Genomic DNA, 15,407 nt, shown 5'->3' on the forward strand with positions numbered 1-15,407 from the left:
AATTCTATTGGTACAAATTATTATAAAATTCGTAACCTGCATAGTAAAGGAACCCTATTTCTTCGTTTGGTTTTAATAGCAGTAACTGCTCCGTTTCCTCTAGATAATATAATGGAGCATCATCATCGATAAACGGTTTTCCTAAATCATTATACCATTCTTCATTCAGCTGTTTAGGATATAAGTTAAACGAAATATATTCAATCTTATCGCTTATACCTATATAAGAACAATAATGCGTCTCTATATCTTTTTCGGTACTATCTTTTAGATAGTAAATATTACAGTCTATGTCACCATCTATTGATTCGAATTGTTTCCTCTTAGCAGGGTTTCCTAACTTATTAACTACGTCTTTTCTTGAATTACCTAAAGTAACCCCACTTACTATGAAAACATTCTTTTGTTTATCATGCTTAATTGTAAACCTATCTTGCTCAAATAATTCTACCAATGATTTATTATATTTTTCGGCAATGTCTTTAGCAGAGTCCCCATTACTATTGACAATATTTTTATCCACCTTATGTTTAAGTAGTCCCTCAACAGTTTTTTTATCCCCGTTTAGGATCGCTAAATACAATGGTGTTTGTCCTTGTTCATTAAGTCCATTTACCGCTGCTCCTTTATTTATTAACTCTGCCAAATAAGTCAGATTGTCTTTTTTGTGATTAAGGAGAATATGGATCGCATTATTTCCTAATTCATCAACCTTATTAAGATCTAATCCTTTATCTATAAATAGTTGAACTATCTCTTTATTTTGAGTAAGTATAGCTGTTGTGTATGTATTTTGACCACCTATATTCACTTTTTTCAAATCAATGTCCAAGTTTAGTAATTCCTTGATTAATGCTGTATTGTTTAAAGGCTGTAATAAGGCTACTTGAACAATATTGTTACCGTCATTATCCACTTCTTGAAAATTTACTTTCAATTCATAAATAAGGTATTCAAGTATCTCTCTATTCCCTGTCTGTATAGCAGAATATAATACATTATGTCCCATCTCATTCTTTACGTTCATATCAACTTCGAATTTATGTAGCTCTTTTAGTATTTCATATTGTTCATTTTTAACTGCAACATGTGCAAGACTATCCTCTTCTTTTCCTACTCTAATACTTCCCATTCCTTTATTCATTAAGGAAATAGCTAATTTTTTATTCGGTAATTCGATGGCTTTACTAATTGAATTTTCGCCATCCCTATTTACAAAATTAGCGTTGGCCCCATTTTCAATCAAAAAATTTATATCCTTCGAATTTTGATTTTTTACTGCCTCAATCAAAGCGTTATCCTTATCTTTTAATAAAAGATAATTATCCCATGAAAAAGTAAACTTTGTTATAAAACCATAAGTAGCTATACCAAAAAGAAATAGAAAACTGATTAACACAGCGCTATATTTTACTATTTTCTTTACCTTTTTCTGAAATATTTCATGTTGACGTTCTTTTTCTAGTAGCTCTTGCTTTTTTTCCTCTTCTATCTGTTCTTCATATAACTTAATATTTTCACTAATCGTTTTTTCATTCATATAAATTGAAAGAACATAATTTTTTTCTCTTTTGCAACGTTTACATATTTTCATATTCTCCAAGTTAAGGCGTCCGCATACACATGTCCATTTATCATTTATCAATTGTGAATAATATTTTGCATCATTTCCTTCATGCGTTAGTACAAACGTTAGTTGACCTGGATCATTAATTTGTTTTAGTTCTACTTTCTCTAGCTCTGATTCGGGTTTCGTCCATATTGTTTCATCACTAAAAAGTACTTTCTCAAAGACTACATCTATGCTTCTGGTATGAGAAAAACTATCTAATGCAATTTTTTCATTGTTCTCAAATGCTTGGTTAGGTTCTATTGATTCACTTAGATGCAGTTTATAATTAAAGCTAGTAGATTCCCAGCCAACTGGTTCACCAAATTGATCAAAACAATAAATAGTAGCATTTAAGCCTTTTATTCTTTTTTCTGAAATATTATTAAACTTCAATGAACAATAAACCTTACCTGTTTTCTTACTTCTATATAGCTGATACTTAAGCAATTCAACTGGACAATTTATATCAACTAACATTCGTTTCCTCCTATTAATTCAACAATTCGAATTCTTCTTCTTGAGGCTTATTTGTAACTTTAGAATTTATGTCTTGAAGCAATGCAATAATTTTTGCTATTGCAAGAAAGAATACTCCTGTTAACACCATGGATATTGTTGACACTAAGGTTGTTGTAAGGTGCGAGCTATATATATTTTTAATAGCAAAATATCTTTCTTCAATAAGGTTGTTATCATAATGTTCTTTAGCTGCTTCTTCCCAGTATTCCGTATCCTCTTTTTCTTCCTTTAAGATTGATATTTGAGATAAACTAAAAACTATAGCTGTAACAAATAAAATAAAACTTGATATCTGTAGTACTAGTTTCATTAGCACACCCTCCATATATTGAAAAATAATTAATATTATATACTAATTACCCATTATTTACTATAAAATTTAAAATAGCTAAGAGAAAATATTCATAAATATAAATTTCAAATATTACTTTCGAATTTATAAAAAAAGAAACGCTCAAAATGTTTCTTCTTGTTGCTCCATAAATAGTGTAGTAATGAAATCTATCATTTCAAAGCGGTCGTGGGTATGTACGTTTTCTCCAATTCCTCAAATTCTCATACTTTTATGACGCATTTTAATAACCAGATCGCTCAGTTCAATTTTAAATTCCTACATTAAAAAAGAAAAACGTCAACAATCAACGTTTCTCTTTTCTTCTTTATGATTCGTCTGGTTCTCGAACTTCTCCATCAAATGCAGATCGATAAATAGCATAAATATCCTCTCGTTCTAATAGCATAGGACTTCGTGCTAAAATTCTTGTTTGCTTTGTTGCATCGTCCGTTAATTGTTCTAAAGCTTCTTCTGGTATATTAAAACCCTTTAATGTAGAAGGAATATTTACATCTTGAACGAGCTGTTGTAATACATCCACACATTTATAGGAAGCCTCTTCTTGCGATAAGTAGGCAGATGATACACCCATGGCATCTAATATATCCTTCATTCGTTTTTCACAGCTTTGACGAATATACCCCATGACATATGGTAATAGTACGGCGTTGGAATCGCCATGGGCTATATGAAATTGACCTCCCAATGGATAGGCTAAAGCATGAACACCGGCTACTCCAGCATTAAAAAAGGCCAAGCCAGCTAAATAACTACCATAGCTCATATCTGAACGTGCCTGCTTATTTTCCCCTTCTAGTACAGCCGTACGAATAGAGCCACTAATTAGGCGAATAGCTTGTAGTGCAAGTGCATCCGTTACTTCATTGGCATTGACTGAAACATATGCCTCAATGGCATGTGTTAAAGCATCAACCCCCGTTGCAGCTGTTACCTTTGGTGGTAATGAAATCGTTAGCTCTGGGTCTACAATCGCACTATCCGCCAATAAGTAATCGTGTGTCACAACATCTTTTGTTGTGTCGAGGGACAGAACTGAAATATTTGTCACTTCTGAGCCTGTCCCAGATGTAGTTGGTATTAAAATTTTAGGTAAACCTTTTTGTTCAAGTGCTTTTGTGCCTGTTAAATTTAAATAATCCGCTACTTTCCCATCATGTACGGCTAAAACAGCAGCAAGCTTAGCTAAATCAAGAGCACTTCCTCCACCTAAACCAATGACCAAATCAAATTGATGTTTTCTAGTAAAATCAACTAGCTTTTCTCCAATAGCAAGTGGGGGCTCTGGGGCAATATCTGTATAAATGGTCGTTGCATATCCTTTTGAAAGCAAGGGCTGCTGGACTTTATCTGCTAGCCCTAATTCCTTTAAAAATGGGTCTGTGACAATTAAAATATTTGTAGCTTTAAATCTTTCTACTTCAGGCAGAAGCTGATTTAAACATCCCCAACCTGTATAGCTTACAGGCGTAAAGGTTAATTTATGCATGGCTTCTCTACTCCTATCTATTCATAGTATCCTTCTGTCGATTTTCTAAATGATTTAAATTGGACAGGGTCATGACCAAACCAAACCTGAGAATTTGTTTCATTGGCAAGTCTACGAATGTGTTCAACTGTAGAATTATAGCCAACTGAATCATAAATAATGCCTGGTGGCTTAACAGGTGGACCAAAGCTTTCCGCCGTGTAGATAGCATCTGAAGCTAAAATAATTCCTCCTGAGTCTGGCATATTAATGTGCAGACCGAGCATACCCCAAGCATGACCACTGCCAAAATTTAATACTTGAATGCCTTCTGCAAGCTTCACATTATCCTCACCACGTTTAATAAGGCGCCATTGTAAATTATTTTTAATCCACATATCAATGTCGCCCCAAATATAGGCACCGTCTTTAACATTTCTTGCATACGTTTGTAGTGTGCCGTTAAACTCATCTTCTTGTACAATGATCGTCGCATTCGTAAATAATTCTAAGCAGCCTGCATGGTCGAGATGCAAGTGGGATGCTACAACATATTTGATATCCTCAGGACGAATATTTAATTCTTCTAATCGATGATGTAAATAACATTCTTCTGGCATATTAATAGGGAACGCTTTTTGTGTAAATTCCCCCCAACGTCCATCAGGCCCCATAGCATTTGGATTACACGCCGTATCAAATAAAATTTTGCCCTCTGGATGATCGATAAGTACTGTATAGACGGGGAATTCTACAAATTCATTTGGTTGATTTGGATGATCGATTGTTGCTGGATTGTGCATGGCAATCATATAATTCTTATCCATTCGCATCGTACCGTTGTCCATTACATACAATTTTGGGTGTTGTTTGATCATTTTCATGTTTCCCATCTCCATTCGTGATTATTGGTTATTCCAAATAATGAGCTTCATTTCTGTCATTTCTTCCATTGCATATTTAATGCCTTCTCGACCTGTACCACTTTCTTTTACGCCACCATATGGCATATGATCTACACGATAAGTTGGCACATCATTAATAAGTACGCCTCCTACCTGTAATGCTTTGGAAGCTTTAAAAGCCGTCTCAATCGATGGTGTAAAAATACCTGCCTGTAGCCCATAATGAGAATCGTTAATAGCTTCAATTGCCTCCTCTATAGTAGATACTGAATTCACGATAACAACAGGTGCAAAAATTTCTTCACAGGATACCTTACTATGTGAAGATACATTCGATAACACAGTTGGCAATAAAACCTGATTGTCAATATGACCACCAGCGATGATTTTAGCCCCTTCAGCAACCGCTTCTTCAATCCACTCAAGGGCTCGTTGTTGTTCCGCTGCAGAAATCATCATGGCTATATCCGTTGTTTCATCGAGAGGGTCGCCAATGACTAGCTGTGCCACTTTAGCGCTGAGCTTGTCTAAAAACTCATTTACGATACTTTCCATTACATATATTCGCTGCAATGAAATGCATACCTGACCTTGATTTGAAAAGGCCCCCATAATTATTCGGTCCATAATCTGGTCAAGTTGAACTCCTTCGTCAACAATTACTCCTGCATTCGAGCCTAATTCTAACGTAACCTTTTTTAAACCTGCACGATTTCGTAGCGAAATACCTACGGCAGGACTTCCCGTAAACGTTATCATTTTCACGTGAGGATGTGCTAAAAATACATCTCCTACTAATTTCCCTTGCCCAGTCACTAGATTAAAAGCGCCAGCTGGTAAATTAGTTTGTGCCAATAGTTTTGCTAGAAAATGAGCGGATAGAGCTGTTTGAGTAGCTGGCTTTAACACAATCGTATTTCCCGCCGCTAAAGCAGGACCTACTTTATGCGCAACTAAATTTTGTGGAAAATTAAACGGTGTAATTGCTGCAATTACGCCGATTGGCTCTCGAATTGTATAGGCAAAGCGCCCTTCTCCATTTTTAGAAGCGTCCATTGGAATCATTTCGCCAGACAATCGTTTAGCTTCCTCTGCGGCAAATTTATAGGTTTCAATGGTGCGATCAATTTCAGCATAGGCATACTTGAGCGGTTTTGCTGATTCTAGTGAAATAATACTAGCTGCCTCTTCACGATTTTCCAAAAATAGTGTCGATAAATGCTCCAAAATTTCTGCTCGTTGAAAAGCCGTTAACGCAGCCATGCTCTTCGCTGCTGCCTGTGCACTTGCAACGGCCTCATGTACATCTTGTTCAGTGGCCATTGCAAAATGTGCAATCATCTCTTGCGAATGCGGGGCTTGAACCTCCATATACTCTGCAGTCATCTTCCATTCTCCTTGAATCCATAAGCCCCTTTTCAAGACTTATCTCACTCCTTTCTATTATGGTTACGTATTCATTTCTGAAAATAAAGAAATGAATACGTAACCATTTTAGTGTAAAAAATAAACTGACGTTAAATCAGTTCATTTTTACACGTTGTATTTCTTGGGAAAAGTTTAACAGACTCTGTTTGCTGGATGCAAGTACTTTTTTTCTCCATGACCTCAAATAATTTTTCAATCGCTAAAAATCCTAAGTTTTCTTCGGATGTTATCCCTACCGTTGTCAAAGCAATGGAATGATGTTTACTAAGCTCCACATTATCAATGCCGATCACATTGAAATCCCTAGGAACATGAAAGCCTCTTTCTAAACAAAGGTTCAAAATTTCTATAGCGATGGCATCTGTTGCTGCACAAATTGCTGTAGGTCTTCTATCCAGTTTTAATAGTTCCTCAAAAGCCTTTTCAATATCTTCCTTATTTGTGTTGGTAAAAAATGTTGGAACAGATTTAGCTACGATTTCATGATCCTTTAGTGCCTTTTCAAACCCTTGGTAGCGACCAAAAAATGTACTCATTTGATGTGGACCACCAATCCAACATAATGATTGATGCCCTAGAGACAACAGATGATTAGCGGCTAGATATCCTGCTTGCACATTATCAATTTCTACAAAATGTCTGTTTTCTTGATGCTTACGATTAAACATAATAAATGGAATTCCTAGTTTTTCTAATTTAAAAAATAAATCATCTCGATAGAGCATGGAAGATAATATAATGGCATCTGCCTTCGTTTCTAAAACTGCATTATAAATCGAGTGTAAATTATCTTCTGTACCAAAATAAACGTTAACTTTATAGCCACGGGCGTTGACATAATTAACGATAGCAGTCGTCGTATCAACAAAAAAAGGATTGTGTAAAGGACCTGATATTAATGTAATGATGCCTGTCTTTTTTTGAACAAGCGATCTAGCTATATCATTTGGAATATAGTTTAAGTCCTCAATCGCTTTCATCACTTTTTCAACTGTTTTTGGCTTTACTAGCTCTGGTGTATTCAATACTCTTGACACGGTTGTTTGAGATACACCAGCATGCTTTGCCACATCTTTTGAAGAAACCAAAAAACCACCCATTTCATTGTTGTAAAGCTATATTATACCATACATGCCTATTAATTATAGGGAGTTCGAGGGTCCCTTTCTCTCATAAGGCTTTGTCGCTTCACTCGCTTTGAAATTATAGACAGGTTTAACAACCTTAATAATATCTACTGTTTCTCCAATCACAGATGTAATTTCTGCCATAGGCTTATAGGCCATTGGTGCCTCGTCTAATGTTTCTTCATTGACTGATGTTGTCCAGACCCCCTGCATCGTCTCTTTAAAATCCTCCATATTCAGCGCTTTTTTAGCGGCACGACGAGAGTACATGCGTCCTGCTCCATGTGGGGCTGAATGATTCCAATCAGCATTGCCTTTCCCTATACAAATAAGTGATCCATCGCGCATATTCATAGGAATGACAAGCATCTCTCCTTTATTGGCACGAACGGCTCCCTTCCGTAGCGTCATGGTCTCCGTCTCAATATAGTTATGAATCGTATCAAATGTATCTATTAACTGCCAATCCATATGTTTTGCAATGGTTTCAGCAATAGTCCAACGATTCATCTGCGCAAATTGCTGCGCGATTTTCATATCATGAATATAGTCATGGAAATATTCGCCCTCTAAATAGGCTAACTCTTTCGGAACCGCAGGATGCTTTTCTTTATAGGCTTGAATCATCGCTTGAATTTCCTTTTCTCTCCCCTGTTGTTTGAAGTCCTCTATTTTTTCAGTCAAATCTTGCTGACGTAAATTGTCATAGGCTCTTTTTTGATGCCAGTTTGCTACTTTTGCCCCTACATAACGTGAACCAGTATGAATTAGTAAATAGTACTGATTCTCCTCATCTTTAGCCAATTCAATAAAATGATTGCCTCCACCAAGTGTCCCTAATGATAGATTTGTATACTCATCCTTAAAGCCACTTGCTTTGAACTGTTTCCCTTCGAACGCTAAAAATTGTCGGTCAGGCGATAGTTCCTTATGAACCTCTTGACCGCTCGGCACATACGTTCGAATGATAGTATCTAGTTTCTCATAATCAACCGTCGTTACATCTAATTTCGCTACAAATACACCACAGCCCACATCCACACCGACCAGATTTGGCACAACCCGCTCCTGTAGGTGAATGGTCGTGCCAATAACACAGCCTTTCCCTGCATGATAATCAGGCATAATACGTACCTTCGTACCTGACATAAACGGCTGATTCGTCAATTCTTGAATTTGATCGATCGCTGATGGCAATGCTGTTTCAGCATAAATTTTAGCCTCCGTGTAACGTCCTTTAATTTCAATCATTTTTATCCCTCCATACCATTTATACGTATAAATGGTATGATATGTTTCATTCCATAAAAAAACGCCCTAAAAGATTCATTCTTTTAGAACGTTTTGTAAAGTTTATTCTGCATATTGTATAGCTAGTTTATTTGGTATCTCTGGAATATCGTTCGATTTCACATCTTCTTCTTGTAACGTTAAGCATTGCTGTGGATACATTTCCTCCACATCAAAAGGTATAGCAATACTCTCCATTTTATTATTCATTTGACTACGTGCCAATAAACCATTCCTTGAAAGATCGATGCTCAAAATAGCCTGCACCGTTTCTTCAAGCATTTCTAAGTCCTTTGCTTTTAGTGGCATTTGTTCCTGCATTAAGAAAGGTTGAAGATGCTCCTTAATATAGCCCTGTGCTTCAATTAAACATGAAAATTCATTTAGTTTTTCAGCATAACGCTTTAATTGTCGCTTCTCTTTTGCACGTTGTTGATTTAATTCCTGCACTTTTTGTTCAATACGACTCATACGTTCCTTTACTAAATTGACTAAATAAGGTTGAATATCTCGAACTGCTTGCAACATCGACGTTTCTGCTTGCAGTACCTTGTCGTATTGAGCTACACAAACCACTTGTTGCTCATTTAATTTTTGTACACGCTCTTTGAAAAATTCATTTTGAGTATGCTGACCGAAGATAGCCTTCATAAGCCCTTTACCATGAATTTTTTTATGCTGTGCATCTAAGCGCTCATATTCTCGTGAATACTCACTGTGCATAGTACGATACTCCCGTAACATTTGTTGATAATATACAGCGATTTCAGTAAATTTTTCTACCTTCTCATCTTGTAAATAATCATGTTGGGAGATAGTTTGTAATAGCTGATAAAGGGTTTGAACATGTGTAAATGTATTTGCCACCTGCTCATATTCTTGCTCATATTCCTTAACTATCGCTAAGTCACGCTGATAGCGAGAAAACTCAAATTGGGTATCGCCTGCGTATTTTTCAATATTCTCAACAGCAGACTGAAATGGGTCACGTCGTGGAATTACAGTTAATTCGAAGCGGAACCGTTCAAGCCATTGTAAGAAGCGAATTAAAATGGCATAGGTTTTTTTTTCACTATTTTCAGCCACACGATGTATGTGAGCTATTAAATGATCATATTGACTTTTCTGCCAAAGCTCAAGGTTGTCCGTTTGCTTGGCTACCAGTGCATTCGTTGCGGAAATAGCTATAAAATCACTCATCAAATGGCCAATACGTTGTTGTTCAGCAGTAATAAATGCGTCTGCATGCTCATCAGCATCAATACCATTGATGACACATAAAGGCTCCACTCCTTTATGCTTTAACGTATCCATTAATAAAAGCTCAGCATCAATCGCCCTAGAGCCGGCACGTAAAACCCAGAATATTTCATCTACACGGTTCATCAGTGCTTCAGAGAAATAGGCCATTTCACCTCCCCCAGCTTCTAAGGAAACCGAGTCAATGATTGTCACAGATTTTAATAAATCATTTTTTAAATATACTTCTAAGTAATCTAAATGTTCACGTAAAATCTGCGAAGCAAATGTATCACCTGTTGTCAGTAGTTCTAATTTACTAAGATCAAATATGGCTACAACGCCATCTAAAAAATAGGCTTTAATCTCTTCTTGTTCGCCATATCGAATAAATGTATTGACACCTGTCGGATGTTGATCATTTACAGATAAAACCTCACGTCCGAGGAGTCCGTTGACTAGTGTCGTTTTGCCTACTCGTTGTTTACCGACGATTAAAATCATGGTTTGGTTATTAGCATCTTGAATAATACGATTTAAATGTTTAGCTGTATCTTTCACATATGTATTTTGGACAATAATACCGTACAATTGTCGAAGTTGATCAACAAATTGTGGCAATATATTATTCGCTGAGGTTGTAAATTCGATTGGCGTATGGTCAATGTTCGTCATCCTCAAAACCTCTTTTCGTATGTATCTATAAGACCATTATAAATGATACTAATGCTTTACTAATATATAGATCAACGAAAAGAGGACAATATACTTATGCATTTATACACCAAATAGGAATTCATCCTTATACCGATACAATGTCATTTCACATTTCATTCACAATTCAGACTAAAAGAAATAGTCAATTTTATGAATTTTACTAAAATTTCCAGCGTGATTACCCTTTGTTATAGCTATTTAGATCTACCTGTTCCAATTGATATACTATTCCCCTGTGCCCGCCATACGCGCGTAAACTTCCCCAAGTGTAGGCATGCCTCCCTGTGCACTAAATTTTTCAACAGACAATGAGGCAGCAAGATTAGCAAAGTACACTGCCTCATCCAATGATTGACCCTCTACTAAGGCATGAGCTAATGCACCGTTAAAGGTGTCACCTGCACCTGTTGTATCCACAGCTGTCGTCATATAGCCCGGAATATGAATGGGAAATGTACCATCAAAATAACGAGCACCATCACTACCTAGCGTTATAATGAGCTTATTAGGATACTTTTCTAGTAGGTGATCGACGGGCTCCTTAAAAATTTCCGCACATTCTGTTTCATTTGGCGTTAAATAGGCGATATCCTTCATCCACTGTCTATCAAAATTTGCCGCTGGTGCAGGATTTAACAATACTGGCACTCCCGCCTCTTTACATAGTTGAATGGCATATGCTGTTGTCTCTTTTGGAATTTCCAGTTGAATGATCACCATTTGGCTTTTTTGTATCAAGTCTTTGGATGCCTCAATATGTGAAGGTGCTAATTCATAGTTTGCGCCAGGCACCACTACAATTCGATTATCTTGATTGAAAATAAGAATATTAGCAATACCTGTTGGAGCTGTAGTACTATGCACAATGGCATCTGTGTTTACTTGTTCTTGCTGTAAACCCACACATAATGTTTCACCAAAACTATCCTGACCGACACAGCCAATCATCGCCACGTCACTCCCAAGTCGAGCAGCGGCTACTGCCTGATTTGCACCTTTTCCTCCTGGAACTGTTTGAAATGCATGGCCAAGAATGGTTTCTCCCTGCTTTGGAAAAGCATTCATTTGTACAACTAAATCCATATTTAAACTTCCTATAACTGTAATCATTGATTTCCCTACCTTTCTTCTAAACTCTATTTTAATGGAGAAAAAAGGTCACGGACAGGTTGTTTTAAAAGCATTTTTAAAGTTTTCCTAACAATCCTTTTCTAGCCTCACGTTCAATTTTACTATCACAATCTTCACAGGAGAATTTCCCTTTCATATTCCTTTTATACAAGGTATATTTCCTTGTCCCTTCCACAACCTCAAACGTCTTTTTGCAAAAAATACAGGAAACTGAATAAGTAATCATAATCTATTCTCCTTTCAAATAACTTGCTACTTCCACATTATCAAAAAAAACCATTTATTCACAATGTTTATATTCAGAATATTCTTGTTAAATTTACATCTATTCACATTCTATCCATAATTATTTAGGATAGATATTTGCTAACGCAAAAAAACTGAAGACAACTCTCACTTTGTCTTCAGTCTCCAAAAATATATTAATAGGCTACTCTCTTATCCTCATAAGCAGCAATATGGTTTTCGTATTTAAAAGTTAAGGCAATTTCATCCCAACCATTTAGCAATGTTTCCTTGTAGTACGGATCAATTGTGAAATGATAGACTGTTCCATCATCATCAGATACCGTTTGTGCTGCAAGATTCACTTCCACTGAATATGGATTCGCTTTGCCCTTCGCTAGAATTTCATCACATTCCACTTCAGTTAGCTTAATAGGAAGGATACCATTTTTAAAGCAGTTATTATGGAAAATATCTGCAAAGGAAGGCGCAATGACGACATTAAATCCATAATCCAATATAGCCCATGGAGCGTGCTCTCGAGAAGAACCACAGCCGAAATTATCCTGTGCCACTAGAATTTTTGACTCTTTAAATTCTGGTTTATTTAATACAAAGTCTTTTATTTCATTGCCGTCTGCATCAAAACGCCAGTGATAAAATAAAAACTGTCCAAAGCCTGTGCGCTCAATACGCTTTAAAAATTCTTTTGAAATAATTTGGTCAGTGTCCACATTTTTACGATCAAGTGGTGTAATTACACTATTTACGATATTAATTGGTTCCATTTTCAACATCCCTTCCGTGTAAAAACAAGCTTTACACAGTTTCCTTTACAAATTCACGTACATCTACAAAATGACCTGCAATCGCGGCTGCGGCTGCCATTGGTGGAGATACTAAATGTGTACGAGAACCAGCTCCCTGACGCCCTTCAAAGTTGCGGTTGGATGTGGAGGCACAGCGTTCACCAGCTGGGACTACATCATCATTCATTGCTAAACACATGGAGCAACCTGACTCTCGCCATTCAAAGCCGGCGTCTATAAAGATTTTATCTAAACCTTCTGCCTCTGCTTGTTTTTTCGTAGTATGGGAGCCCGGAACAACGATTGCTGTAACATCGCCATGTACCTTTCTTCCTTTAATAACATCCGCAGCTGCACGTAAATCGCTAATACGCGAGTTTGTACAGGAGCCAATAAAGACATGCTGGATATCAATGGACGTTAATGGTTGCCCTTCCTCTAAGCCCATATAATCAAGAGCTTTTTGAAGTGCTGCCTTATCGGATTCATCTTTATAATCTGCTATTGTTGGGACGTGGCCAGAAACACCCGTACCCATTGATGGATTTGTTCCCCATGTAATGATAGGTTCGATTTCCTCCGCATGAATAATACGGACTGTATCGTAGCTAGCATCCTCATCAGAAGCTAGGCTTAACCAATAGTTAGCTGCCTCCTCAAATTGTTCGGCTTGTGGTGCATATTTACGACCACGAATATAGTCTACTGTCGTTTGATCAGGGGAAATAAGCCCTGCCTTGGCACCAGCCTCAATCGACATATTACAAATTGTCATCCGTTCTTCCATGGACAGTTTGTGGATAGCCTCTCCAGTAAATTCCACAATATATCCTGTGCCCACTCCAATTCCGAACTTTGCAATAATGGCTAAAATAATATCTTTAGCGGCTACTCCGACTGATAGCTCCCCTTCAACACGAATTTCCATTGTTTTTGGCTTATTTTGCCATAATGTTTGCGTCGATAATACATGCTCTACCTCAGAAGTTCCAATACCAAAGGCAATTGCCCCAAATGCACCATGTGTCGATGTATGTGAGTCCCCACAGACAATCGTTTTACCTGGCTGTGTAAGTCCTAGCTCTGGTCCAATAACATGGACAATTCCTTGATCAGGATGGCCCATACCTGCAAGCTCAACACCAAACTCTTCAGCATTTTTGGCTAAAGTTTCAATTTGGTTACGCGCAATCGGATCATGGATGGTTGGTAAATTTTTTGTTGGAACATTATGATCCATTGTTGCAAAGCTTAAATCTGGACGACGTACTTGACGTCCATTCATCCGAAGTCCTTCAAAAGCTTGCGGAGAAGTTACTTCATGAATTAAATGAAGATCAATATATAACAGGTCCGGTTTGCCCTCTTCCTGATAAACAACATGTTTATCCCAAATCTTTTCAATTATATTTTTACCCATTGTCTTCACCTATTTCTTTAAATATATGTTGTCATAATACTTTGTGAAACAAAACTAGTATCAATTTCATTCATTACCTTGTCTGTCCATTCATTTGTTGATAAAACTCGACTGCCATCACGGGCAAGATCTGCAGTAAAATAACCATCATCAAATACCGCACTTACTGCACGTTCAATTTCTGCTGCTTCTTCCTTTAAGCCAAATGAGTATTGAAGCATCATCGCTACAGAAAGAATGGTTGCTGCAGGATTTGCTACTCCTTGCCCTGCAATCTCAGGTGCTGACCCATGTACTGGCTCATATAAGCCAAAATTATCTCCACGAATAGATGCAGATGGTAATACACCTAGAGAACCCGTAATAACTGATGCTTCATCACTTAAAATATCCCCAAACATGTTTTCTGTAACTACTACATCATAGTGTCCAGGATTTGTAATCAGTTTCATCGCTACAGAATCCACTAGGTTATGTTCCACCAAAACATCTGGATATTCTTTCTTCTTTGCTTCTACGACTTCTCGCCATAAACGACTTGTTTCAAGAACATTCGCCTTGTCAACAGAGCATAACTTGCCTCCACGTAAACGTGCTAGCTCAAAGGCATTTTCAACGATACGCTCTACTTCCGCTTTCGAGTAAACAGTTGTATCAATTGCGCCATTTTCAGTACGCATACGTGGTTCCCCGAAGTACACGCCACCTGTTAATTCACGAACAATCATTAAATCAACGTTTTCAGCTACTTCACGCTTCAATGGTGAAGCGTCTAGTAAACTCGGGAACGCCTTTACAGGACGTAGATTAGCAAATAAATCAAAGTGTTTGCGAATTCGTAATAATCCCTTTTCAGGGCGTAATTCAGGTGGATTCTGATCCCACTTTGGTCCTCCAACAGCTCCTAGTAGAACCGCATCACTATTCTCACACATCTCAATTGTTTCATCTGGTAGTGGATTATTGTGTTGGTCGATGGCAGCGCCCCCGATTGTTCCATACCCTAAATGGAAAGTATGATTAAACCGTTTACCAATCACTTGTAATACACGCACAGCAGAAGCAACAACCTCTGGTCCAATTCCGTCACCAGGAAGTACTGTAATTTTTTTCTCCATCATCAAAACACCCTTCTTTGTATAGCGCATTCGCTAATTTAGTAAAG

12 protein-coding genes are annotated in these 15,407 nt (G+C 37.2%); all 12 read right to left on the reverse strand.

All coding sequences use genetic code 11. The features are described from left to right. Positions 1–4: 4 nt before the first annotated feature. The 12 genes from MKY88_RS14390 to leuB all read right to left on the reverse strand — a co-directional run bounded on the left by MKY88_RS14390 (position 5) and on the right by leuB (position 15,360). The gene (locus tag MKY88_RS14390) at positions 5–2,089 is read right to left on the reverse strand and encodes an ankyrin repeat domain-containing protein (protein ID WP_340814003.1); all 2,085 of its coding nucleotides are present in this window, start codon (positions 2,087–2,089) and stop codon (positions 5–7) included. Positions 2,090–2,102: 13 nt separating this feature from the next. Further along, a complete protein-coding gene (locus MKY88_RS14395; protein WP_254664302.1) occupies positions 2,103–2,441 on the reverse strand; it encodes a hypothetical protein in 339 nt (112 codons plus the stop codon). A 349-nt stretch (positions 2,442–2,790) separates the two neighbouring features. After that, positions 2,791–3,972 carry an iron-containing alcohol dehydrogenase gene (locus tag MKY88_RS14400; RefSeq protein WP_069481811.1) on the reverse strand — a complete coding sequence of 394 codons (1,182 nt, stop codon included), beginning with the start codon at positions 3,970–3,972 and terminating at the stop codon, positions 2,791–2,793. A 17-nt stretch (positions 3,973–3,989) separates the two neighbouring features. After that, positions 3,990–4,835: an AhlS family quorum-quenching N-acyl homoserine lactonase gene (gene ahlS, locus MKY88_RS14405; RefSeq protein WP_445669170.1), complete on the reverse strand. Its 846-nt coding sequence runs from the start codon at positions 4,833–4,835 to the stop codon at positions 3,990–3,992. A gap of 21 nt (positions 4,836–4,856) precedes the next feature. Next, positions 4,857–6,278, reverse strand: coding sequence for an aldehyde dehydrogenase family protein (locus tag MKY88_RS14410; RefSeq protein WP_193832370.1), 1,422 nt, complete (start codon positions 6,276–6,278; stop codon positions 4,857–4,859). 95 nt (positions 6,279–6,373) lie between these two features. After that, positions 6,374–7,372 carry a LacI family DNA-binding transcriptional regulator gene (locus MKY88_RS14415; RefSeq protein WP_069481813.1) on the reverse strand — a complete coding sequence of 333 codons (999 nt, stop codon included), beginning with the start codon at positions 7,370–7,372 and terminating at the stop codon, positions 6,374–6,376. Between the two features lie 54 nt (positions 7,373–7,426). Then, on the reverse strand, positions 7,427–8,662 hold the full coding sequence (locus tag MKY88_RS14420; protein ID WP_328200474.1) for an RtcB family protein: 1,236 nt from the start codon (positions 8,660–8,662) through the stop codon (positions 7,427–7,429). Between the two features lie 102 nt (positions 8,663–8,764). Beyond that, a complete protein-coding gene (locus MKY88_RS14425; RefSeq protein ID WP_193832372.1) occupies positions 8,765–10,615 on the reverse strand; it encodes a dynamin family protein in 1,851 nt (616 codons plus the stop codon). A 267-nt stretch (positions 10,616–10,882) separates the two neighbouring features. Continuing rightward, positions 10,883–11,767: a ribokinase gene (gene rbsK, locus MKY88_RS14430; RefSeq protein WP_193832373.1), complete on the reverse strand. Its 885-nt coding sequence runs from the start codon at positions 11,765–11,767 to the stop codon at positions 10,883–10,885. A 443-nt stretch (positions 11,768–12,210) separates the two neighbouring features. Then, entirely contained in the window at positions 12,211–12,801 is a 591-nt protein-coding gene (leuD, locus tag MKY88_RS14435) for a 3-isopropylmalate dehydratase small subunit (protein ID WP_193832374.1), read from the reverse strand. Between the two features lie 31 nt (positions 12,802–12,832). Beyond that, complete coding sequence (gene leuC / locus MKY88_RS14440) at positions 12,833–14,242, reverse strand: 3-isopropylmalate dehydratase large subunit (protein WP_340814009.1); 1,410 nt, start codon at positions 14,240–14,242, stop codon at positions 12,833–12,835. 17 nt (positions 14,243–14,259) lie between these two features. Further along, a complete protein-coding gene (gene leuB, locus MKY88_RS14445; RefSeq protein WP_328201014.1) occupies positions 14,260–15,360 on the reverse strand; it encodes a 3-isopropylmalate dehydrogenase in 1,101 nt (366 codons plus the stop codon). Between the last annotated feature and the right edge of the window lie 47 nt (positions 15,361–15,407).

It is taken from the genome of Lysinibacillus sp. FSL R7-0073, assembly GCF_038009065.1.
Classification (GTDB): domain Bacteria; phylum Bacillota; class Bacilli; order Bacillales_A; family Planococcaceae; genus Lysinibacillus; species Lysinibacillus fusiformis.